Origin of the sequence: Lysinibacillus sp. SGAir0095 (genome assembly GCF_005491425.1) — a bacterium.
Lineage (GTDB): Bacteria > Bacillota > Bacilli > Bacillales_A > Planococcaceae > Ureibacillus.
In genome coordinates this window covers 1,464,298-1,488,034 of sequence record NZ_CP028083.1, presented here as the reverse complement: position 1 = coordinate 1,488,034, position 23,737 = coordinate 1,464,298, and the positions used below count along the sequence as shown (strand labels likewise).

General features: G+C 37.8%; 20 protein-coding genes and 1 pseudogene. 2 read left to right on the top strand and 19 right to left on the bottom strand.

Annotated elements, in window-relative coordinates:
• Positions 1-27 precede the first annotated feature (27 nt).
• Positions 28-894, bottom strand: coding sequence for a 2-oxoacid:ferredoxin oxidoreductase subunit beta (locus C1N55_RS07315; RefSeq protein WP_137728209.1), 867 nt, complete (start codon positions 892-894; stop codon positions 28-30).
• Positions 894-2,633: a 2-oxoacid:acceptor oxidoreductase subunit alpha gene (locus tag C1N55_RS07310; protein ID WP_137728208.1), complete on the bottom strand. Its 1,740-nt coding sequence runs from the start codon at positions 2,631-2,633 to the stop codon at positions 894-896. Before C1N55_RS07310 ends, C1N55_RS07315 begins: the two co-directional genes overlap by 1 nt.
• Positions 2,634-3,149: 516 nt before the next feature.
• Between C1N55_RS07310 and C1N55_RS21005 the strand changes: the two are divergent.
• Positions 3,150-3,212: pseudogene (locus C1N55_RS21005) on the top strand (zinc-ribbon domain-containing protein); the annotation flags it as partial.
• A gap of 18 nt (positions 3,213-3,230) precedes the next feature.
• Positions 3,231-4,157 (top strand): TcaA NTF2-like domain-containing protein, encoded by a 927-nt coding sequence (locus C1N55_RS07305; RefSeq protein WP_240758402.1) that lies wholly within the window; start codon positions 3,231-3,233, stop codon positions 4,155-4,157.
• A gap of 206 nt (positions 4,158-4,363) precedes the next feature.
• On the opposite strand, the gene C1N55_RS07300 is transcribed toward C1N55_RS07305, so the two are convergent.
• The 17 genes from C1N55_RS07300 to C1N55_RS07220 all read right to left on the bottom strand — a co-directional run bounded on the left by C1N55_RS07300 (position 4,364) and on the right by C1N55_RS07220 (position 23,716).
• Positions 4,364-6,076: a methyl-accepting chemotaxis protein gene (locus C1N55_RS07300; protein ID WP_137728206.1), complete on the bottom strand. Its 1,713-nt coding sequence runs from the start codon at positions 6,074-6,076 to the stop codon at positions 4,364-4,366.
• Positions 6,077-6,748: 672 nt separating this feature from the next.
• Entirely contained in the window at positions 6,749-7,015 is a 267-nt protein-coding gene (locus C1N55_RS07295; protein ID WP_097072367.1) for a stage V sporulation protein S, read from the bottom strand.
• Between the two features lie 557 nt (positions 7,016-7,572).
• Entirely contained in the window at positions 7,573-8,370 is a 798-nt protein-coding gene (locus C1N55_RS07290) for a TIGR00282 family metallophosphoesterase (protein WP_137728205.1), read from the bottom strand.
• A 115-nt stretch (positions 8,371-8,485) separates the two neighbouring features.
• Positions 8,486-9,181 (bottom strand): CpsD/CapB family tyrosine-protein kinase, encoded by a 696-nt coding sequence (locus C1N55_RS07285; protein ID WP_137728204.1) that lies wholly within the window; start codon positions 9,179-9,181, stop codon positions 8,486-8,488.
• The gene (locus C1N55_RS07280) at positions 9,182-9,898 is read right to left on the bottom strand and encodes a YveK family protein (RefSeq protein ID WP_137728203.1); all 717 of its coding nucleotides are present in this window, start codon (positions 9,896-9,898) and stop codon (positions 9,182-9,184) included.
• A 128-nt stretch (positions 9,899-10,026) separates the two neighbouring features.
• On the bottom strand, positions 10,027-11,232 hold the full coding sequence (locus C1N55_RS07275; protein WP_137728202.1) for a lipopolysaccharide biosynthesis protein: 1,206 nt from the start codon (positions 11,230-11,232) through the stop codon (positions 10,027-10,029).
• Between the two features lie 52 nt (positions 11,233-11,284).
• A complete protein-coding gene (locus C1N55_RS07270) occupies positions 11,285-12,502 on the bottom strand; it encodes an O-antigen ligase family protein (RefSeq protein ID WP_137728201.1) in 1,218 nt (405 codons plus the stop codon).
• A 74-nt stretch (positions 12,503-12,576) separates the two neighbouring features.
• Positions 12,577-13,662, bottom strand: a complete 1,086-nt coding sequence (locus C1N55_RS07265) for a glycosyltransferase family 4 protein (RefSeq protein WP_255502489.1) — start codon at positions 13,660-13,662, stop codon at positions 12,577-12,579.
• Positions 13,663-13,715: 53 nt separating this feature from the next.
• A complete protein-coding gene (locus C1N55_RS07260) occupies positions 13,716-14,861 on the bottom strand; it encodes a DegT/DnrJ/EryC1/StrS family aminotransferase (RefSeq protein WP_137728200.1) in 1,146 nt (381 codons plus the stop codon).
• 84 nt (positions 14,862-14,945) lie between these two features.
• On the bottom strand, positions 14,946-15,857 hold the full coding sequence (locus C1N55_RS07255; protein WP_137728199.1) for a GNAT family N-acetyltransferase: 912 nt from the start codon (positions 15,855-15,857) through the stop codon (positions 14,946-14,948).
• The gene (locus C1N55_RS07250; protein ID WP_137728198.1) at positions 15,854-16,954 is read right to left on the bottom strand and encodes a Gfo/Idh/MocA family protein; all 1,101 of its coding nucleotides are present in this window, start codon (positions 16,952-16,954) and stop codon (positions 15,854-15,856) included. Before C1N55_RS07250 ends, C1N55_RS07255 begins: the two co-directional genes overlap by 4 nt.
• Positions 16,951-17,865 (bottom strand): DapH/DapD/GlmU-related protein, encoded by a 915-nt coding sequence (locus C1N55_RS07245; RefSeq protein WP_137728197.1) that lies wholly within the window; start codon positions 17,863-17,865, stop codon positions 16,951-16,953. Before C1N55_RS07245 ends, C1N55_RS07250 begins: the two co-directional genes overlap by 4 nt.
• Positions 17,862-18,590 (bottom strand): polysaccharide deacetylase family protein, encoded by a 729-nt coding sequence (locus C1N55_RS07240; protein ID WP_137728196.1) that lies wholly within the window; start codon positions 18,588-18,590, stop codon positions 17,862-17,864. The genes C1N55_RS07245 and C1N55_RS07240 overlap by 4 nt, the downstream gene beginning before the upstream one ends.
• A 10-nt stretch (positions 18,591-18,600) precedes the next feature.
• Entirely contained in the window at positions 18,601-19,908 is a 1,308-nt protein-coding gene (locus tag C1N55_RS07235) for a nucleotide sugar dehydrogenase (protein WP_137728195.1), read from the bottom strand.
• 14 nt (positions 19,909-19,922) lie between these two features.
• The gene (locus tag C1N55_RS07230; protein ID WP_137728194.1) at positions 19,923-21,179 is read right to left on the bottom strand and encodes a glycosyltransferase family 4 protein; all 1,257 of its coding nucleotides are present in this window, start codon (positions 21,177-21,179) and stop codon (positions 19,923-19,925) included.
• A 94-nt stretch (positions 21,180-21,273) separates the two neighbouring features.
• Complete coding sequence (locus C1N55_RS07225; protein WP_137728193.1) at positions 21,274-22,476, bottom strand: ATP-grasp domain-containing protein; 1,203 nt, start codon at positions 22,474-22,476, stop codon at positions 21,274-21,276.
• 76 nt (positions 22,477-22,552) lie between these two features.
• Positions 22,553-23,716, bottom strand: a complete 1,164-nt coding sequence (locus C1N55_RS07220; protein WP_137730571.1) for a DegT/DnrJ/EryC1/StrS family aminotransferase — start codon at positions 23,714-23,716, stop codon at positions 22,553-22,555.
• Between the last annotated feature and the right edge of the window lie 21 nt (positions 23,717-23,737).

Sequence of the window (23,737 nt, the reverse complement as noted above, 5' to 3'; positions counted from 1 at the left end):
CACATATGCGATGGGAGCCCCTTATTCTTACATAAATTCTTTTACTAATTCATTAAATTGACCTTCGTCAAGGTTCATGTCTAATTCAGATAGTGGTTGTTCCGAGTAGCCTGGTACTTTTTCTTGATATGATTTTGTTTCAAGATCTTGGTAGATGATCCCTGTTACTAGGCCTTCTTTTTCCATTACTGTTTGCATTGCTAATTCTCTATTTTGAGCATCATAGCCTTCGATATCAGCTAGTTTTGTTAGGTGCTCCTTGAACCATTCGTACGTATTGATTTTGTTGTATGTTACACATGGGCTGAATACGTTGATGAAAGAGAATCCTTTGTGTTGGATTCCAGCTTCGATTAAAGCTGTTAACTCTTTGATGTCAGTTGAGAAACCTTGTGCCACGAATGTTGCACCCGCAGATAAAGCCACTTCCAATGGTTTTAATGAAGGTTCGATTGCCCCACCAGGAGTAGATTTCGTGATGAAACCTTGTGCTGAACGTGGAGAAGTTTGCCCTTTTGTTAAACCATAAATTTGGTTATCCATTACAACGTAAGTTACATCGATGTTACGACGGATGGCATGAACTGTATGTGCCATACCAATGGCAAATCCATCTCCGTCTCCACCAGACGCGATAACGTTTAGATTACGGTTTGCCATTTTTAGCCCTTGTGCGATTGGCAGCGCGCGGCCGTGAATTCCATGGAATCCGTATGAATTGATGTAACCAGCAATACGACCTGAACAGCCGATCCCAGCAACTACTGCTAATTCATGTGGCTCGATGCCTACATTTGCTGAAGCACGTTGAATTGCCGCTTGAACCGAGAAGTCTCCGCAGCCTGGGCACCAGTTTGGTTTCACTGAGTTACGAAAATCTTTAAAAGTTGCCATTAGTCAAGCAGCTCCTTTACTTTATTTTCTAGCTCACGAGGTAAGAACGGTGTACCGTCATATTTCGTGATGCTGTGCGTTTTGTTATGACCGCCAATATTCATTTTCATGATATTCGCTAGTTGAGATGATTTGTTGTTTTCCACAACGATTACTTTTTTCGCATTCTCTACTAATGATGCCATTTCCTGTGACGGGAATGGGAATAATAGACGAATGTGTGCATGGTTTACTTTTACGCCTTCATTCGCTAAACGCTCTTGCACTTCTTCAAGTGCCCCACGTGTTGAGTTAAATCCTACTAATAACACATCTGCGTCATCATGAGGGGCATTCACGTAAACTGGCGTTTTAAAGTTTAAGTTCTCAAGTTTGCGGAAACGCTTGTCCATTTGAACTTCACGGTTTCCTGCAGCTTCACTTGGTTTCCCAGTTTCGTCATGCTCAACACCTGTAACGTGGTGAATTCCGTTTGCTGTCCCTGGGAACACACGTGTGGAAATACCGTCTTCTGTGTTTTCATATCGCTTGAAGTAATCTTTATTTTCTACTGGTTCAAGCTCATCAAGTGCAATCTTCCCGCGACGGATTTCAATTTTACTATAATCAAATGGTTCAGTCGTTTGCTTACCAAGTGATAATTGTAAGTCTGTCATAATGATAACAGGTAATTGTAATTCCTCAGCGATGTTAAATGCTTGGATTGTATCAAAGAACGCTTCTTCCAAAGTCGATGGTGCGATCACGACTTTCGGAATTTCACCATGAGTACCGTACAACATTGCCATTAGATCGGATTGCTCTTGTTTTGTTGGAAGACCCGTTGAAGGACCTCCACGCTGCGTATCCACAATAACTAATGGTTGCTCTGTCATACCAGATAAACCGATTGCTTCCATCATTAGTGATAAACCAGGACCAGCTGAAGCAGTGAACGAACGAACACCACCGTAGTTCGCACCTATTGCCATTGTTGCTGCTGCGATTTCATCTTCAGTTTGGATAACAGCGCCACCGAACTTCGGTAATTTTTTGATTAAATATTCCATGATCTCAGAAGCTGGCGTAATTGGGTAAGCTGCCATGAAACGTGAACCCGCTGCAAGTGCACCTAAAGCGATAGCATCGTTCCCAATCATGAACATACGGCGTTTTCCATCAGCAGGAGCAAGTTCCCACTCACCAACACGGTCGCCTAAAAGCTCACTCATGATGTCATAGCCCTGTTGGATAGCTTCCATGTTTTTCTTAACAACTTCTTCCCCTTTGCGTCCGAAGATTTCATCGACCAAGCCTTGGAATACAGAAGTTTTCAAATTTAATAATGCCGCTGTCGATCCAATGGCAACCATGTTTTTCATCAGTGAAGTTCCTAATTCTGTCGCAATTTCAGTAAATGGAACGATGAAAACAGGTGCTTTCGAATCTTCTGGCTGCACTGGATTAAACTTCGCATCTGCTAAAATAATACTTTTTTCTGTAAGTTCTTTGTAGTTCACTTCGATTGTTTCTTGGTCAAATGCCACTAATATATCTAAATCGTCCGCAATGGAACGAACTTCTGTAGGTCGAACCGTAATTTTATTATTCGTATGGCCACCTTTAATACGTGAAGAGAAATGACGATAGCCGTAAAGGTGGTAACCTAAACGATTCATAGCCATTGAGAAAATTTCACCAGTACTCTCAATACCTTCACCTTGCTGCCCACCGACTTTCCATGAAAGCTGATGTAACATGATAACAACTCCTTAAAAACTGTTTTTATATATATTTTTCCTTCATTAGTTTAACACGAACAATTTGCATAAACTATCGGAAAAACTGCATTTTTCCCAAATTCAGACCTTTGACGGAAACTTTATTTCATGAAATTGTCTAAACCATGATCTAAACCTTGAATGATGCCAAATTGCTCTTACAAGTTGGGAAGATTTTTTTCTTAAACGTTTTTTTGATACTTAGATTACTTCAATAAGTAAAAGACATACTTTCATTAGAAAAATTGATCCCCTAAGCGATAATCATCTTTTGCGAATATCATCGAAAACATATTCTTCCCTATTGCGCTAAATTATTTTAACAATAGATAAAACGTTGAAATCATCCGGAATGTTGCCTACCTATCAGCGGAATTAGTCGATTTCACAAAACATCTTACCTATTCAAATTTCCGGTTTCTTATTCATTTCCCACTCGCGTCTTAATATAATAGTAAGAATATCCTTAAATTTAAATAGAAGGAAGACGTGATCATGCATTGTTCAAATTGCGGGTCTAAATTGGAGGAACAGGCAAAATTTTGCTCGTCTTGTGGCCAACATATCAAGGAGAACATGATATCAAAACGCACATGGATAATTATGGGCATATTAATAACCATCCTAAGTACAGTCGTTATTAGTTTTGCCATCTTTAATGCCGTTATCAATCCTCAAAAAACCGTGACCGAGGATAATACTAAAATTGAAACAGATCCTTCCGATTCAATTCCACAAAAAGATAAAGATAAGACCCAAATTATTAAAGAATCCATGCCGAAAGTGTTTACGATATTAACTGATGAAGCACAAGGCCTTTATCAAGTGGATGCGCAAATTGACGAGGGCAGCAGTGGCGGTCCCCTAATTGATGCAACCACTGGAGAGGTAATCGGCATTAACTCGCTATTGTATACCAGCAATACAAGTTTTGGATTTGCTATTCCTTTATACAGAGTTGCCAGCCTTATCAATGATTGGATCACAAATCCAATGGACGAAACCCAGGTTGCCACTGTTTTTGGATCCTATGAAGAATTCTTTTACGCTGATCCATCCGTCGGGGAAGAAGATGTCTACTATGATGAATATGAAGATTTCTGGAACAATGAGGAAGATACTTTCGGAACATATGAATATTTTTTTGAGGAGGAATCCTTATCAGAATTCATCATCTATTTCCGCGATTATTATGAATACGCTTTGTATTACGAAGATTTTTACTGGATTCAAGATTTGGTATTACCTGGCAGCAGTGCCTATTTAGAGCTGGAACAATATATTCATGATATTTCAGGTCAAGGCTATGAGTTTTTCTTCCTGACCAATACAATTACCAATGTTGAAATATTGGAGGACTATGCCATTGTCACAACAAACGAAGAATTTGATTTTTACAACGCAGCTGGCGAAAACACTACTTACAACAAAAATAAAGAATATACCGTAATTATCGATGAGTATGGGTATTATCAAATTACAGAAATTCATACGACTAATTAAAAATAAGCGACCTAGTGTGTAGATACTAGTGTCGCTTTTTGTTCTTATGAATTGTATATGTACCAGGTACATATACAATTCAAATACAATTCGTAAAATTCAGAATAAAGTTAGTGCATATGGTTAAAAATTAAAAATCACTTCATCAAAAGCGATGAAGTGATTCGTTTACATGCATAGAAGGCTACCGTTAAAATTACTCAATCTTATATTTTAAAACGAATAATCAGGTCCTGCAGATCTTCTGCCATTTTTGCTAATGCTGTAGAGGAAGCTGAAATCTCTTCCATTGAAGCTAATTGTTCTTGCGTCGCTGCGGAAACATTTTGAGTTGCCGATGCTGAGGTTTCAGCAACAGAACTTACTGTCTCCATCGATTGGTTTACTTGTTTAGTCCCCATGGATAGTTGCTGGACCGCTGCTGTGACGCCTTGAATCTGAGCTACAACTTCTTGAATCGACTTCCCGATTTCTCTAAATGCTTTTCCTGCTTCTTGAACAACATCCAGCCCTTCTCTAACCGTATGGGTAGTCGTTTTCATGGAATCAAGCGTATGATGGTTCTCTCTTTGAATAATTGTAATGATGCTAGCAATTTGTTCTGCTGAACTTGCAGACTGTTCTGCCAGCTTTCTTACTTCGTCCGCAACAACGGAGAATCCCCTTCCATACTCCCCGGCACGTGCAGCTTCGATTGCTGCATTTAAGGCTAGCAAATTCGTCTGAGCAGCAATATCTGTAATGACCTCATTAATATTTCCAATCTCTTTTGAATGCTCGTTAAGGGCTGTTACTTTATTTGATAAACTCATTACATTTTCATTGATGTCATTCATCTGTTTTATTGCTTTTTCAATCGTTTCATTACCTTCTTTGGACATCTTAGAAGTTTGCAGGACAGTAGATGAAACGATTTCTGCATTACTAGCAATCAGTTCCGTATTGCTGGTCATTCCCTTGATCGCCGAAGTACTTTCATCCACACTTAGAACTTGACTCTCCGAACCAATAGCCAATTCCTGAATGATATTCGAAATATGTTCACTCGCACTGCTGCTTTGCTCTGCACTTGCACTCAATTCCTCAGATGAGGCAGCTACCTGTTGAGAGGTTTCACTTACAGTTTTAATAATGACATGCAACCCGCTGATCATATTATTGAAAGACTCATTCAATGAACCAAGCTCATCTTTAGAGTGATAAGTTCCTTTGACAGTAAAGTCCCCTTCTTCTGCTTTTTTAAGTAAATCTTGTACGTTTGCCATAGGTTTTACGATGATTCTAGTAATGAGCATTCCGACAAGAATGGAAATTATGATTGATACAATGATGATAATAAAAAGTATTAATTGAGTATTTTTTGCAATCTCTTTATTTTCCGTAGCAATTTGTTCTGCACCTTGAATTTTTAACGACATTAACTCGTCAAGTTGTTGATTAATTTCCGTTCGTTCTTTGCTAACTTCATTACTATACAATTCAAAGGCTTCTTCATTTTTATTTTGTTGAGCAAGCTCTATAACCTGATCTCTAACTAAGCGTAGTTCTAGCATATTTTGTTTATAAGATTCGAATTTTTCAACTTCTTCAGGAAGTAATTGAGAATTTCCAAAGTTAGAGATTTCTTCATCTATTTCTTCCATTCTCAAATTAATATTTTCAAGGATTTCCTTGTTCCTTGATTCGTCCGTTGTAATCATTAACTCGAGTGTATTAGCATCAATTGCTCGAGTTAAAGTCAAGATTTGTCCTAACGATTCAGTAGGCTTCAATAGATCGCCATACATGATTTCTGACTTTTCCGCCATATTATTTATGTAATAGAGGCCTAAATAGCCGACACTCCCTAAAGAAAGTGTGCTGATAATAATTAGTACGATCAATTTTTGTTTAATTTTCAAATTTCGTAATAGCTTCATACTTTACCCCATTTATCTTTTTTTGTAACTGAATACGATGAATACGTTTGTATATTAATAAATTTGTGACCTTTATGAAAAATCTCTCCTAAATTAACTGGGAGCTAACACCTTCTAAGACGATTAGTCTCTTCAACTTAGATTATTAGTTCATTAGACTACTATATTTAAGACACTTCACCCTTTCTTCCTACACCCTTTATCTTCCGCACTAATATAAATCATTAAATAGACCTGGTAATTAATACCTATAAAAATTGTAAATTTTTTTAAACTTTCAAATTAAACATTGTAGATACCTATCACATTTAATCATTCAGCTTAAAAGTAACATTTAAAATATATATTTAGAACTCTTATAAAATACCATAATATTAAATCGATGTGAATATACTATTCATTAATAATAAAATTTCTAAAATTCTCATAAATCACTAAAATAATTTCATCTTTCAAAAAATGTTATCTCCCAATAATAGATAGTTTTACATTTATGTTCTAAATATAGTATGCATCATAGTATTCCTAACTTTTTTGGTAATTTCACAATAATAAAAAGATAAAAAAATGGTTTTCCAATATATAAGTACGTAGAATGATATCTCTTACTTTGTTAAACTAAAAAGCTCTTACCCACCAGCTTTTGCTGATTAGTAAGAGCCTTAACTTTACTTATCGATTTCTTTTTTCAACGACTAACTTTAATGCCGTACGATCCTCACCAGCGATAGTAATATCTGCGAACGCGGGTGCACAAATTAGGTCCGTGCCACTTGGAGCGACGAAACCACGTGCAATCGCAACTGCCTTTACTGCTTGATTTAATGCACCTGCACCTACAGCTTGCATTTCTGCATACCCTTGCTCACGAATAACAGCAACAAGCGCACCTGCAACAGAATTTGGATTAGAGCGAGACGATACTTTTAATGAATCCACATTTATTCCTCCCCATGTTTGCTATATTAGATGTTGAATGAAGCATTCGAATTAGTGGGCGTTCATTCAAAGGACTTCAACTTAGTGTCCGTATCACATTTTATGATGCTACCAAGCAAAATAGAATCGCAACTAGTCCAATTTGGACGGCAAAACCATTTATTTTTTTTGATTTCTAGATTGGTGCGAAATTTTTCTTAATAAGGGGAAGAATTGAATGCTTTAGAATGGACACAAGTATCGGTTGAATGACTTCTTGATAAATTTCAATCTAGTATGTTTCTAAAATAAGATTCAGAGAAAGATTTTGAATAAATATTCAACCTTTCTAAAAATAATCCAGCGACTTTTTGAATTAATCCAGCCACTTTGAGCAATAAACCTCACACTTTTTCTTAAAATCCCGACACTTCTAGCGATAATCCCGACACTTGAAAAATCCAAGTGTTATTCCAATAAAAAAATAATAAATTTCTCATAAAGATACCAAATCCACCTAACAACTATAAATTTCGTGCACCAAAAAACCCACCAACATGAGTTGGCGGGCTACACGATTACCCTTGAAACGGGTAATCGGCATTGATGTAAATGCGTTCGCAGTGCAACGCTTTTCCTGTTTTGTCATCGATTTCAACAAAGAAGCCGCTTAATACTTCGCGTCCTTCTTTTGGGACTTCGAAACGGGATGGCATATTTGTTTGGAATTTGTAGATGACACTTTCTTTTTTCATACCTAAAATTTCATCGTACGGACCTGTCATTCCAACATCCGTTATATAGGCAGTCCCACCTGGATAGATTCGACTATCGGCAGTTTGGACATGTGTATGTGTCCCAACGACTGCTGATACACGACCATCTAGGTGCCAGCCGAGCGCAATCTTTTCACTTGTTACTTCTGCGTGGAAGTCGACAAATACTAATGGCGATGTTTTGCGCGCTTCAGCAACCAGCTGATCTGCAACTGCAAATGGATCCTCGTGAGGCGGCAAGAAGACACGACCATGTAAATTAATCACCGACAATGTCACACCATTCTTCGAGATTTGCACCATCCCTTTACCAGGTGCCTCCTCCGAAAAGTTCGCAGGGCGTATCAAATAATCTGCATCATCGATAAATTCGAAAATGTCTTTATTATCCCAAGTGTGGTTCCCCATCGTGATGACATCCACACCAACTTGCAACAGTTGCTGGTAAATCTTTTGTGTAATCCCGCGACCCGCTGCCGCATTTTCACCATTGGCAATCACGACATCTGCCGCATATTTTCTTTTTAAACGAGGCAGATATTTTTCAACCGCTTCACGGCCAATCGACCCGACAATGTCCCCAATAAAAATAACTTTCATCTAGTTAGACCTACTTTCTATAAATACAATCCCCATTTTACCACCAAGCTTTACAAAAGAGCAAAATAAAACGCAAATCCCAAAGGAAATGCGCCGTTGCCATCTTGATAAAAAATTAATAATAATAGTAGCCTTTTTTCTTCCCCAGTTTATAGTTATTCAATACGACCCCTAAAATTTTGGCATGCACTGCTTCAAGATTTGCTTTCGCTTTCACTACTTCACTCTTTTCAACTGTGCCTGTATTCACCACCAGCAAAGTGCCATCACATTTATTTGCTACAATCTGAGCATCCGTGACGGACAATAATGGAGGAGCATCAAAGATGACGATTTCATATTCATTTTTGACTTCATTGATAAAGTCGTCCAAATTCCTTGAAGAAAGCAATTCAGAAGGATTTGGCGGAATCGGGCCGCTTGGGAGTACATGTAGGTTCTTGATCGTCGTAAGTTGAACCGCATTTTGTAAATTGCTTCGTCTAGCTAATAGATTGGATAAGCCGACTATATTCATAATTTCAAAGGTATGGTGTAATGTTGGTCTTCTCATATCAGCATCGATTATCAATACTTTTTTGCCTTCTTGAGCAAAAACAATGCCCAAATTAGCCGCATTCGTTGTTTTGCCTTCCCCAGGAATGGATGAAGTAACCAAAATCGTTTTTATATCCTGTTCAGGCATTGAAAATTCTATGTTTGTTCGAATCGTTCGAAACTGTTCAGAAATAATGGACTTCGGATTTGCATTGGCAATCAATTTTCTTCCTATTTTCGTTTTGTTGGACTTCTCTTTTTTTCTTAAAGGCATCTAATTCCCCCTCGTCAATCGAGATGGTAAGGATCGGTCATACTCTTTGTCTGAGATTGAACTTACGATTCCCATAATTGGTAGTGCCAAAATTTCATCTATATCATTCTCGCTTTTCACTGTGTTATCGAAAAATTCTAGTAGAAAGGCCAATCCAATTCCCAGCAATAAACCAATGACTCCCGAGATTGCTATGTTCAACGGTTTATTTGGTTTTACAGGGCTAGCATTTTCACCAGCAACCGCTAATATCGTGATATTATCAACATTCATGAGATTGGGAATTTCTTCTTTAAACACATTGGCAACAGTATTCGCGATTTCGGCTGCCTGAGTAGAATCTAAGTCTTCCACGCTAATCGTGAGAACCTTTGAATTCTCTTCATTCGAGACGTAAATTTGTCCAGATAACTGGTCTGGTGTCATTTTTAAATCCAGCTTTTCAATCACCTTATTTACAATGACGGGACTTTTAATAATGACATTATACGTATCTATCAATTGCAAATCCGTTTCTAACACTGACCAGGAGTAGGCTTCTTCACCGGTATTCTTTTGGTTCACTAATATTTGTGTTTCTGCTTGATAAATCGGCTTCAGTACATAAAAACTTACAACAATTGCCATCGCTACTGAAATGAATAGGAAGGAAATTATAAGAAATAAACGCCTGGTTAATATTTTTAGTATTCTTTTGAAATCAAGCGTTCCATTCATTTACTCATCTCCCGAATCTCGTTTCTTGATTTATAGTATATTCACATATTGAAAGCCGTTAGAACCAATCGACTTATCAACAATCTCGCTTAAAATCTTACACTCCACAAAGTCACTCTTAATTCCACTTAGTTAGCCAGATTTTTTCGTCTATTACTAACAATGAAGATGCCGATCATAAACAGTAATTGATAAGTGCTTGAGATGAAAATCCCTATACAGAACCCCATTAAGCCATATTCCCTAAACAAGAGAAATGTACTAATCGTATAAACGACAATATTGGATCCATTGATCAGAATCTGCCAATTGATATCGTTAAATTTCAGGATAAAAGGATTGATGACCGAAATAATCATCTCGACGATGCCAATAGCTGTAGTTATATAAATATATTTCAATGATTCTGCTGCCCAACTCGTATAGAAAGTATTTAAAACAAATGGGCTTACGAATATGGTGATCATATAGCCGATCATTCCGATGAACCCTGTCATGACGATAATAGAAATAAATGTTCTGAGATTGATTTTTTCCATTCTGGCTATGTAACTCAATATCACCCCATTGATGGGTGTAATGGCCATTAACATAATTTTGCTAACAATTGTTGCCGTATAATAAATCGTTACTGCCGTTGGACCAAGTAAAGGAAATAGGAGAAGTTTGTCTGCATAAGATAGAACATTTCTTAATAAGGAGGAACAAAGTAGTATGATACTTTTATAGGTAGTGGATTTGAAAAGTGCTGTAAATTTAAGTGGTTCCATATATAAGTTCGTATGTATAACGATATGAATTAGACTCAACCCATATCCGGCAACAAATACGAATTGCCATATTTCCATATACTGAAAAAGAATTGTACCAAGGAAGTAGCCAATACTTAACATGACATTATTCATCAAGATCAATCTGTAATTTAACTGCAATCGAAAACTGACTGACAAGTATTCTCTTGCTAGATTCAATGCACCGATAATGACGATGAACAAGATACTTCCCATTGAAAAATGCCCATCATAATAAATGGTTCCTATTATAAGCATGATGGTACTTATGACTAAACTGCTCACTAATAGGATATTAAAATCACCTGAATACTTTTTCTTTGTGTATTCGTGATCCAAAAGCAGCCGAACATTGTTCAACACATTCCCGAAAGGAAAACTAACTACCGTAAATAGACTGATGAAAGTGACGACAATGCCATATTGTTCGCTTCCTAAATCCCTTCCTATCGACGGAAGGGTAAACAATTGAAGTACCATGATTGGAATGGCCATACTAATAATATTTAGTAAGGAATCGAGCAAAAACTTTTTTTTACTCATTTGCGAGCTCCCTGCATCTATTCAAGATTTAACAACTTCAACTCTTATGGGGTCATTGTCTAGTTTTTCGATAACTCTTTTGTTTGTAATAGCTCAATATCAACCCAAGAAAAATCCAAAAATTGAGTTCCGTTAAATAAGACCCACTGACAAACAAACTCACTAGACCTATGCTAATCCACATTATCAACATATTGTATACTTTCAGGTCCCTGACGAATAACGTTTTTAGCATGATAACGAGTAAAAAAACAATGAGGAGCGATCCAAGTACAACTCCAAAATTTATAAGTACCTCTAGTAGAAGGTTATGGGCATAAACCCCATTCGTAATTTGGCGATCGCCAGCGAGTCCGATTCCTAGGATAGGATGTTCTCCGATGGCAGCCAGCACCTTCTCGTAAATCCCCTCTCGCCCACTCAAACTCACTTCCGGCGCAAGGAACAGCCTGATACTCCGACTATGAATCCCGTATTCTCCGAGTAAATTATCTATAGAAAGTAAGATACTTTTAAAATTAAGCAAGATCAAACTAGTAGAGACCAATAAAACAATATAGAGAAATACTCTCGATTTAGTTAAAGGAATTTCAGCATTTGGCTTAATCAGCTTCAACAAAACAAATACACCAATGCACATGATAGCTCCTCTCGAGCCTATCGATAAAATAATAACAATCGAAAGGACCGAAACAACGAGAGAGCTTATCGAAAATTGATCTAGTAGTTTATCGACAAAAATAATGGACGGCAACAACAAATAATAGCTTAACGTCATGCTGTAATCACCTACCGATGCTGCTCCTGAAACAATTTGAATTCCAAGAATAAGCCCCAGCACGAAGATGATTACACTTGCCTTGGTCATTGTTTGCTTAAAAATCCCCCAATTTTCTAAGCTCCGCGAGTAAATAAAAATCGGTAGGCACATGAAGAAAAATGGAAAAATCAAATCTGACATGTACTCCTGATTTTGTGGAAACAATAAGTAATGAAGTGAAAATATCAAAATAGCAATATAGTATACGACGATAAAAAGCCCCAAACTTCTTTTTAGGATAATCGGAAACGTATACAGTAAAAGTATGCCTACCAGTCCCTTTGAAAGGGTTTGTACCATTGACCCCAGCGAGGAATCCATGAGATCAAATGAGATTAATAGGAAAAATTGAACCGTAAGTATAACAGTGGAGGACAGGATCACCATGCTAATTTTTTTATCTTCTAGATCTTCTTTACTCTGCGCAACTTCATCATTTGGGAAATCCATAAGTAGCCTCCACCTTCTAACTTATTAAATTTGGAATTTCCATTAGTGTCTTTCGTTAATAATCAGTTCATCCATTACAAGCTTTCATATAAAGAAATTAATTTCTGCTCTTCGATGCCCCAGTTAAATTTCTCCTTAATGGCTAAGCGGCCATCTTTCCCCATTTTTTTAGCGAGTTCCGGGTTCTTCAGTAAGTACAAAATCGCTTCTGAAATTTCCTTAGGGTCATCGGGATTGACGGGAATACCAATTTCGTACGTCTTTAACACTTCTCTGACATGCTTGGAATCTGTCAGGATGACTGGCAAGCCCATGGCCATATATTCATAGACCTTTGTTGGAAAGTGATCCCCTTTATTATACTGACCTACATTTAATAGCGTGGACAAACCAATTTGACACTTGCGGTAAATCTCGAGTACCTCTTTCCGATTTAAATAACCCCGATAATCGACACAGGAAAACTCTGATCGATTATTTACTTCCTGCTCATAACTTTCCGAAGTAAAAATACCGCCTAATACCAATTTGACTTCTGCTTTGTGGGCTGCTTCCATGATATTGGTAATACCCCGGTCTTCAGTTAAGGTACCCACATAGCAAATCGCATCCTTTTCCTTATGTGTGGATTCGTCAAAGATATGATAGAGTTCTTCCAGCATTGGAAAATTATCGATAAATACTGTTCGAACAGCACGATTTTCAAAAGGATCTTGGGAGTTGTAGGTGCAGGGAAAAATAACGGCATCGTACTTCCTTATGGAATAGGTTTCGTAATAGAAATAGAGCTTTGAAATAATTTTTCTAAGAATTGCTGGAATATAGTCTTTTCCATTTATTTGAATTGTGTAATTTTCGTGTGAATCAAAAATGACGCTTTTCCCTAACTTTTTAAGTTTATTTCCTAATGGCAGTAGCTCCGGATCATGAAAGTGATAGATATCGGCATTCACTTCCAGCGCTTTCTCGAATATTTTTTTGTTTGAGTTGAGCATTCGATTCAATCTGTTCTTTGGTTGAAAATTGGTTGAATAGATTTTAATCTTGTCCACTTCTTCGTCAGGCAAATCATCATTCACGATCAACGATACATCAAACCCACTTTTAACGAGTGATTTACATTCCTTTTCAAAGATTCTTATATCATATCTTTGATGCACACTCGTTATGTGACATACTTTTTTTATGCCAATTCCCTCCCATCTAAATTTTTCTATTGAAGTAATTTACTCTTTTCAAGATACTGAATAATTGTGTTTGAGACTTGCTCCATTTCATTCTCTGTCAGATATGGATGCATGGGCAGTGAAAGCACACGTTTACTAAGCTCACTCGAAACCGTGAAATCCTGATCCTCTAAATGGAAATCCGCATACGCAGCTTGTTGATGCATTGGTTTGGCATAGTAAATCATGCTCGGAATATGATTTTGTTTTAGGTATTCCTGTAAGCCATCTCTTTGCTTCTGATTCTCTAATTTAATGGTATATTGAGCAAAACTAGAAGTATAGCCATCCGGAATGATCGGCACTTCAACATAAACACGAAGTTTATTCGTATAGTACTCATAAATTCGGCTGACATCCTCAAGTTCATGTTGAATAAATGCCTCCAGCTTTATTTTTAGTACTGCAGCCTGAATCGTATCCAGTCTAGAATTTAGTCCAATACGAATATTGTCGTACTTGTCCGTGCCTTTTCCGTGATTTTTCAATGACTTGATGAGTTCGGCAACTTGATCATCATCGGTAAAGATTGCCCCACCATCTCCGTAGCAGCCTAATGGTTTCGCAGGGAAAAAGGAAGTCGTGGCCACATCTCCAAAACTACATGCTCTTTTTTTGTTTACCATTCCACCAAATCCTTGGGCTCCGTCTTCTAAAACGTACAAGGAATAGGTTCTGGCGATTTCTTCAATCTGCACGTAGTCAGCAGGTAACCCAAATAAGTCGACCGGGATAATTACCTTTGGCTTGAGCTTTCCTTCATCGATTGTTTGACGAATAGCTAGTTCGAGTTTAACGGGGTCCATGTTAAATGTATCGGGACATACGTCTACAAATATTGGAGTAGCCCCACATAGGGAAACAACTTCACTTGTTGCAAAGTAAGTAAAATCTGGTACAAAAACAGCGTCCCCCTCTTGAATCCCCCATGCCATTAAGGCAAGCTGCAAAGCATCTGTTCCATTTGCACAAGTGATGCAATGCTTTACTCCAACATAGACAGCCAGTTGTTCTTCAAGTTCTTTCACTTCTTTTCCTTCTATAAAATGTGCATCCGCCAAGACGTTTTGAATCGCGTGATCTATTTTTGTTTTGTACAGTTTATATTGAGCCTGCAAATCTCTAAATTGCATCGTCTCTTTGCCCCCCTAAATTCAGATCTATCACTTCTCTTACTTCCATAATTCAATCTACTAATAGTAATGTTGAAGGAGCACTTAATACGTTTTATAAATATTATGATAGGGCATCTGCTCTGCGCCGAATTGTCGGAAGTGATGTTCGATCTTTTTTTTCATGCTGCCTTCAAAGTTAAACTGTTTATTCAGCTTATTGGCTAATTTAATGCCTTCATATAATAACAGCGTCAGGGATTGGGTGTGCCGAAAATCTGGATTAGACCCTGACATTAAGTAATAAACCGAGTCCTCATCCCACACAAAATAGATTGCTGAATGGATCTGATCATGCTCATCCACACAATAGTAGGTTTTACATGCATTTCTTTTCTTGCATTCCTCATCCAATCTTTTCACAACGTCGTAGGAATAAGGAATCTCCAAATCTTGCCGTTCGAAAGTCAATTTATTTAAGTGGTAGAATTCCTCTATTTCGATGTCCTCTTTTATTTCTACTAGTTTCATAGCTTTACGAATGCATTTCCGGATGTTTGAACTGAAATTTTGATAGACCCCTTCTAAATTCTTGGTGTTTTGGATGACATACGTATATCTTGTCGTTTGGGAGTAGCCGCGCCAGTAAAAAGGAAGCCAGTTAGTGATGGAGTAATGGAAATATTGCTGGTATTTAGCTAATTCAAGTTGTTCGATTTCATCTATGACGAGATTCATTAGCTTCGTTTCATATGCGAGTTTTTTTTCATATTTTTGGTTTGTCGGATAAGCCATCCAGATTCCGTTTGTCTGGGTTAAAATCGCCTTTTGTATTTCTTTTCTTTCCTCTGATATAGCGAGATAGTATGGTAAAGATGCAACCACTTGACCATTTTCTTCGATTAAGATGGCATCCCAATTTTCTTGGCAAACCGCGTCCATCCACCAGCCTTTTGAAAATAACGGAATGGTTTTTTCTGTTTCACTAAATTGGCGGTATTTTTCTCGGTCCGTCATGAAGTTCCTCCAGCCCGACTAATCGTTGGTTTGAAATCGATTGTACACACACTGTCTAATGGGAGTTGGACACTTCTTTTTTCAGATGAGGATTTATAAATGGCAAGGACTAACTCCAATGCTCTCCTCCCATCTTCAGCTGTCACATAGGGCTCTAGGTCATATTCAATTGCATGGACAACATCTGTATAAAGCGGTGTATGCCCGAACCCATAAACTGTAGGCGGGTCTTCTGAGTAAGCTGTTTTGACTTCTTCTGAAGCGTCCAAGTGATCTGCAAACAACCATTCTTCAATTAGGTTCACTGACTTTCCACCGAGTTTTGCTGTACCCTGCTCCCCAAAAATATAGAGAGCTTCTTCTAAATTTTGAGGATAAATATTGGTTGTCCCTTCAATGATGCCATAGCTGCCATTTGCAAACCTGATCAAGGCCATACCTAAATCTTCTCCCTCGATATAGTCATGGAGTAAATTATCGGTCATGCCAATTACTTCGACGATTTCATCACCCATCATCCATCTTAAGAGATCAATATTATGGATACATTGATTCATTAGCGCGCCGCCATCTTGCTCCCAAGTACCACGCCATGAGGCTTGCTTGTAATAACCTTCACCACGGTTCCAGCGAATGTGTGCAGTTCCATGCAGAAGCTTTCCGAAGCGTCCATCCACTACTGCCTCACGCATTTTCTGTACGGACTTATTAAATCGATTTTGATGACATGCACTCACCTTTAGATTATTCGCCCTTGCAAGTTCGATGATCTGATCAGCTTCTTCTAAAGAGAGGGCGATTGGTTTTTCAATGATTAAGTTGACCCCTGCATCAAGGCAATCCAGAGCGATTTGACCGTGTTTTCCACTTTCTGTACAAATGGCGACTAAATCAAGTTTTTCATATGCCAGCATTTCTTTATAATCTACATATTTTTGAACCGAATTTGGTAAATGGAAGTTCGACATTATGTCATCCATTTTCTGTTCTTCCAGATCACATAGCGCGACGATGTCTAGCTGATTATCCACTGCTGCTGCTATATGATTGGGTGAAATTCTTCCGCATCCAATAATCGCATATTTTAAATTTGTCAATGCTCAACCTCGAGTCTTTTTGTTATTTTCCCAGGAACCCCCACAACAACGACATGATCTTCCACATCTTTTACGACGACAGAACCTGCCCCGATAAAACTATTTTCCCCAATTGAAAGCTGGTTGAGAATCGTTACAGCAGGAGCAATATAGACATTTCTCTTTACTCGGACACTTCCAGAAATACTTGATAATGCGCCGAGCAACACATTCTCCTCTACGATGACATTATGTCCGATATGACAAAGGTTATTAATCTTAACATTATTTCCTATTTTCGTATCATCCAATGTGCCTCTGTTAATACAAGTATTCGCACCTATTTCAACTTTTTCTCCAATCACAATCCCACCGAAATGCGGTACCTTTACATTTGTTCCCTCTAAATCTTGAAAGTATCCGAAACCATCCGCCCCCATCACTACCCCTGAATTGATGGTAGTATTTTTTCCGATGGTTACTTTTCCTTCAATGGAGACATGATGTTTGATTTCTACGTTATCGCCTATTACCACTTCAGGACCGATATAGCAGGAGTGACCGATTCTGACGTTCCGACCGATGTGCGTTGTTTCCACAATCGATGTGGGACTAGTATATGCTGACTTTGATTTGTTGTTGAAAAAAGCATCCAGTATGGTAAAAAACACTTGTTTTGGATTCTCGCATAGGATGAGATTCCCGTTTACTAGACTGCTTGTATCAAATCTTCCGACTACGATTAATGATTCACTAATATCCTTTTCGTAAACAGCGCCAATTTTTGTTTCATCTTTAATCCAGGAGATTTTGTTTCGATCCGTTTTCTCAAGTGACGCGTAGCTGTTGATGGAAAGATCTTCATCGCCAATATATGCGTAAGGCAAATTAGCAGAATTCAAGAAATCGAGTATCTCTTTTACAGGAATCAAATGACGATCTCCTTCCTGCTAATCACCTGTTCTAAATCTCTAAAATTATCATTTATAAAATCAAATCTTTCCGTTACTGCATTTTTCATAAATTCCAGCAGCTTAACATCCATTGCTTCATTTTCAGTGGAATACCAGAAAGGATGTGTCAGGATATGCAATTTTTCATATTGATTGGATTCAATTGCTTCCATTGGGTCTTCTCGCCAATGCATTCTTGAATCAGATACATATTTCATTTCTTTAAAGTATTTTTTGGAGTAGGAGTTGATTAGTTGGTCAAATTGTATGTCGTTGTTTAAAGTGAACTTTGAGGGACGATGCATTGAAACGACTCTAACTTTCGTGTTTAGTAAATTTTCGAGAATGGCTGCTTCTTTTTCAACATACTGTTTCATTTCTCCAATGGTAGTAATCTCGTATCGTGTTTCATCGAAATGTAACCCTATCTCATGGCCTAAATCAATGATTTGGTGTAATTTTTCATAGGACTGTTTTGAAAAAACGTTATAGAAATTAGTCGATAATAGGATAAAATACGTTGATTTTACACCGTTCCTAGATTCTATTTTTGCGATTTCCAAGGCTTTGTCTATGGAGAAATCTACATCATGTCTAAGTATGACGGATTTTTGGTCACACTCATCTTCATAGAAGCAAAAGCTGAACTCTCGTTCTTTCAACAATTCCAATAAATTCACATAGGCGTCGATTGTAAATTCCATAGGCGCTCCTTTATAATAATTCAATATTTTCTCGATATTGTACATCTACCATTGCGTTCTTTGTGTCAAAAATAACCTTCGCATGTTGCTGGATATAATTGTAATCCAATGTTGTATGAGCCGTCGTAATCATCACAAGATCTGCTCCGACGATTAGCTCCGCCGTTAAGTAGGGTTCACCTTTTTTAGGAACACCCTTATCGTAATATTCAAGGATATAAGGGTCGTAAAATAGCACTTCTGCTCCCTCTTTTTCCAAGCATTCAATCACTTTGAGAGCTGGACTTTCCCGGTAATCATCGATGTCTTGCTTATAAGCGACACCTAATACGAGAATCTTAGATCCGTGTAAGGCGATTTTATTTTTATTTAGTATTTTACTTGCTCGCTCTACACAATATTCCGGCATTCGGTCATTGATGATCATGGAGGATTCAATCATGGATGTATGGAAGCCATATTCTCGTGCTTTCCACGATAAATAATATGGATCTAACGGAATGCAATGTCCCCCTAGGCCTGGTCCAGGGTAAAAAGCTTGAAATCCATAGGGTTTGGATTTTGCCGCCTCTACCACTTCCCAGAAATTAATGCCCATTTTGTTGCATAAAATGCTTAACTCATTCACAAGCCCAATGTTTACATTTCGATAAGTGTTCTCTAGTATTTTTTCCATTTCGGCGATTGCAGGAGTAGAAACCCGATGAATGGGTGCCTCTAAAATACTCTCGTAAAGTGTCGCCGCAAGATCTGTACACATCTCTGTTACACCACCAACAACTTTTGGTGTATTTTTTGTTTTATAGTGCAAGTTTCCAGGGTCAACTCGTTCTGGCGAAAAGGCAAGGAAAAAATCTTTGCCGCAGATTAAGCCAGTTGATTCAAAAATTGGTTTAAGCAGTTCCTCTGTTGTCCCTGGATATGTTGTCGATTCTAAAATAATCATCATGTCTTTATGCATATAAGGAACAATGCTTTCTGCCGACGCCTTTACATAGCTAATATCAGGTTGTTTATAATTATCCAATGGTGTAGGAACACAGATACATACACAATCCGCCGTTGCTACTTGTGCAAAATCCGTAGTAGCCAATAATAAATTGGCGTCTACTATTTCCCTGAGGTCTTCATTTACCACATCCCCAATATAGTTGATGCCCTCATTCACCATTCCTACTCGTTCTTCTTGGATGTCAAATCCAATTGTTTTGTAGCCTGCTTTTGCTTTTTCAACAGCAAGGGGTAATCCAACGTAGCCCAATCCAATCACACCAAGTGTTGCGTTCTTGCTCAATATTTTCTCCTTTAAAACGCTCATACGACTACCCCTCTTTATAATAGATTTTCAAGTTTTTTCGTTAACACTTTAAAATCGTAGTCATGTGCTGCAATTCGTGCATTGTTGCAATACTCTTCATATTGCGGTTTTGGCATTTTGGAAATCTCGATAATGGCATCTGCTAATTGGTCCACTGTTGCTTTGTCCAAGACTACTCCACAGTTATATTTTTTGATCAGATCATATCCGAAAAGACAGTCGGAAATGGTTGGTGTGCCACTTGCAAAGTAATCAAACATTTTATTTAAGCTGGCCCCAAATCGTTTTAAATCGTTTTGATCGAATAGCTGTACAATATTTAAATTGGATTTGGACAATATATACGGGATATATTTTTTCCCTACAAAGCCCTTAAACTTAATATTATCGATTCCTTTTTCAAGACAGTATTTCTCTAATATCTCTTTATCTGGTCCATCACCAAAAATGAGAAATTGTATGTTGTTAACCCCTTTTTCTTGGATGATTCTCGCTATCTCAACAATTTTTCGTACATTATTTGCCTTTCGGATGGAGCCTGTATAGACGACCTTAAAATAGTGGCTATTGCTAATATCCTCATCGTTCAGATTATAATGCTCGATACTATAAAGAAACTTACCTAGGTCAACCCCGTTATTGATATGGTGTACTTTTGTTAAATCAATCGGGCCACCATTCTCTAAATCCCACCCCCTCTCAACGATGTAATCTTTTCCGCCCTCCATCGTAAAAATTAATTTATCGGCTTTTTTATAGATCCACTTCTCACCCAGATACATGACCTTGGTTAAGAGATTACTTCTATTGATAATGCCATAGGTTACGAGTGATTCAGGCCATAAATCTCTTATTTCACATAGACATGGAACGCCTAATTCTTTTGCAATTTTAATGCCTGCAATGAGCGTTAGGGGATGGACACTGGACGCGATAATACACGCTGGTTTCCCATGATTTTTTGCATATTCTTTTGCAACAGGAAAAAGATTGCGATAGAAAGCAAGCATATTCTTGACTCTTTGTACGCCATTTCCTGTATAGCGGGGTGTTTTGACAAAAACAAAAGGGATATTTTCTGCTTGGTCAGTTTTGAATTTTTCTTCACCCAGTTCAATCTCTTCATATGAGTTATGACTTGTTGAGGCGCAGAAAATGATGGGTTCATGACCGAGCTCAAGTAAATTTTTAGCAAAATTAAAATGTCGGCCATCTTGGTCGATATACATCCCGGTTGCATAGTGATTAAATATCCAAATCTTCTTTTTCAAATTTTATTCTGCTCCTCACTAGTTCTTGTTCGTATCCACCTTGTCTAGTAATCCTTGAATGCCATCGTTTACATTTACTGCCAACGATGGCATTCTATCGATCTTCGAGAGAAACCTTCACGTATTCTGACATATTTTCGATTTTTTCAAAAAGCTCTTTTTTGCAAGAGAATTTAAAGATCATGCATCCTAAAATATCGTGAGCTCCTCTTAGTTTACTAATCTGTTCTCCTGGCTCTACAAAGAGTTCAAATTCGACAATATTCCCTTTAGAAAATTCTTCTTCTATATCGATTCCTTTGAAAATCCCATTTTCATTACTATAGAATCCATAGATCCCCCAATACTCTTTTGAATATTTTGGTGAATGGTGAATCTGATGACCCAGTGCAGCATTAATCACATTTTCATCTATATCAAAATTGGTTGTATATTTTAGTAGGCTTTGATAGCCCACTCCATTACGTGGCGCCATCTCGATCAGGTAAACTTGGTCCGAATCATCTATTCTAATCTCAAAGTTATAGGCACCCGTTTTCATGTCTAATAAATGGAGCACTCTTTGTATTTCAGCATCTATTTTTTTCTGGATTTGATCTGATAGCATAATTGGATAAGATGCACCCATCGAAACGAACGGATTTGGCGATTCCAGCGGAAAATGCTCGTTATAATATTCTCTAAAAACGAGCTTGCCATTTACCGAAAATCCTTCCCCACCCACATGGTAATAATTTTTACTCTCTATAAATTCCTCAATCAGAAATCGATTTTCTCTGGAGAAATTTAAAGCATTCTCTACTTTCTCTTTTAATGAATCGATAGAATCTATTTTGGAAACCCCTTTACTTCCCGATGAATCCACCGGTTTAATCATCACCGGCATCTTAAAACGATGAATCTCTCCCTCAGCTTTTTTCCAGCAACAAAACGCTTTTGCTCGTGGTGTATTGAAGTTATTTTCTTTTAGAAAGCCACGAAATTTTTCTTTATTGGTTAGAATCTCGATCGATTTATATGGATGAGTCGGTAGCCTGAGTTTTTCGGATACATACGCGGCAGGTACAGCATTGGTATCCGAGGAATAACAGACAATCGCATCAATATTTAATTTAGCTGCGATGTCGTACAGCTTTTCCTTATCAGTCGTCGAGATATTATGAAACTCATGTGCATAGTGTCGACCTGGATTTTCTTCTAAATAGTCGCAAACAACGACATAATGCCCCATTTGCCTGGCTTTTTTGATGATTGGTATTTGAACAGAAGATCCTCCAAGTATTAAAACCTTTTTCATTCATACACTCCTTAGGTATAGTTTTATAGATAAAGAGGAAAAATGAATTTGATTCTTTACAATAGATGCATTCTATTTATGCACTCCTTAAATTTTTTAGTAGGTGAACAATTCTTAACAAATCCTCATCCGTCATTTTTGTATCTGAGGGTAAGCAAACACCTCGTGCAAACAATTCTTCTGCCACTGTACTTCCAATAAAATCATAGTTCTCATAATAGGGTTGCAAATGCATAGGCTTCCAGATATGTCTGGATTCGATGTTTTCATCTTCAAGAGCCTCTATCAGTTCTAATGGCGTACACTTGCCCCGAATTGTCATACAGCTCAGCCAGTAATTCGGTTCATTCCAGTCATTGATTGGCATAAATTCAACCCAATCAAGCCCTGCTAGCTCTTGTCTATAAAACTCGAAAATATACTTTTTCTTTTGCACTCGTTGCTCCAACACTTTGAGTTGCCCTCTGCCAATGCCAGCAACGATATTACTTATTCGATAATTAAAGCCAAGTTCACTATGCTGATAGTGTCTGGCAGGGTCTTTTGATTGAGTTGCCCAAAATTTTACCTTTTCAATTCTTTCCTCATTGTTCGATACCAGCATGCCCCCACCGGAAGTGGTAATGATTTTATTGCCATTGAATGAAAAAATCCCATAGTCCCCAAAAGTTCCAGTATATTTTCCTTTATACAAAGTTCCCAGACTTTCTGCCGCATCTTCGATTACTGGCACTTTATACTTGCTGCAAATCTCCATGATGCGATCCATATTGGCCGATAATCCATAAAGATGTACAATCAATACTGCTTTAACGTCAGGATATTTCTCGAATGCTTTTTCTAAAGCATCGGGACACATATTCCATGTATCAAAATCACTGTCTATAAAAACGGGAATCGCATTTTGGTAGATAATTGGATTGGCGGTTGCGGAAAACGTCAGTGTTGGACAAAATACAATGTCACCCTTCTCGACTCCTGCTGCTTTTAATGCCATATGAATCGCCGCTGTACCAGAAGAGAGAGCTGCAGCGGATTTACTACCAATTTTAGAAGCGAGTTCTTTTTCAAATTCGTTTACATTTGTTCCCATCGGCGAGATCCAATTCGTTTCAAAAGCTTCATTTATATAGCGCATTTCAAAGCCCTCTTCACTCATATGAGGCGAGGATAGGAAGATTCTATTTTTGTTAGGTTTAGCATCTCTTTTATCCTTGTTCAGAAAATCATGATTTACCATCGACACATCCGATCTTCTTCT

Coding starts and splice junctions, on each gene's coding strand:
- C1N55_RS07285 (WP_137728204.1), bottom strand. CDS start 9,181: ATGCCTTTAAGAAAAAAAGAGAAGTCCAACAAAACGAAAATAGGAAGA.
- C1N55_RS07220 (WP_137730571.1), bottom strand. CDS start 23,716: ATGGTAAATCATGATTTTCTGAACAAGGATAAAAGAGATGCTAAACCT.
- C1N55_RS07310 (WP_137728208.1), bottom strand. CDS start 2,633: ATGTTACATCAGCTTTCATGGAAAGTCGGTGGGCAGCAAGGTGAAGGT.
- C1N55_RS07260 (WP_137728200.1), bottom strand. CDS start 14,861: ATGCAATTTAGAGATTTGCAGGCTCAATATAAACTGTACAAAACAAAA.
- C1N55_RS07225 (WP_137728193.1), bottom strand. CDS start 22,476: ATGAAAAAGGTTTTAATACTTGGAGGATCTTCTGTTCAAATACCAATC.
- C1N55_RS07270 (WP_137728201.1), bottom strand. CDS start 12,502: ATGGATTTCCCAAATGATGAAGTTGCGCAGAGTAAAGAAGATCTAGAA.
- C1N55_RS07315 (WP_137728209.1), bottom strand. CDS start 894: ATGGCAACTTTTAAAGATTTTCGTAACTCAGTGAAACCAAACTGGTGC.
- C1N55_RS07275 (WP_137728202.1), bottom strand. CDS start 11,232: ATGAGTAAAAAAAAGTTTTTGCTCGATTCCTTACTAAATATTATTAGT.
- C1N55_RS07235 (WP_137728195.1), bottom strand. CDS start 19,908: ATGAGCGTTTTAAAGGAGAAAATATTGAGCAAGAACGCAACACTTGGT.
- C1N55_RS07280 (WP_137728203.1), bottom strand. CDS start 9,898: ATGAATGGAACGCTTGATTTCAAAAGAATACTAAAAATATTAACCAGG.
- C1N55_RS07255 (WP_137728199.1), bottom strand. CDS start 15,857: ATGACGGACCGAGAAAAATACCGCCAATTTAGTGAAACAGAAAAAACC.
- C1N55_RS07290 (WP_137728205.1), bottom strand. CDS start 8,370: ATGAAAGTTATTTTTATTGGGGACATTGTCGGGTCGATTGGCCGTGAA.
- C1N55_RS07240 (WP_137728196.1), bottom strand. CDS start 18,590: ATGGAATTTACAATCGACGCCTATGTGAATTTATTGGAATTGTTGAAA.
- C1N55_RS07305 (WP_240758402.1), top strand. CDS start 3,231: ATGATATCAAAACGCACATGGATAATTATGGGCATATTAATAACCATC.
- C1N55_RS07300 (WP_137728206.1), bottom strand. CDS start 6,076: ATGAAGCTATTACGAAATTTGAAAATTAAACAAAAATTGATCGTACTA.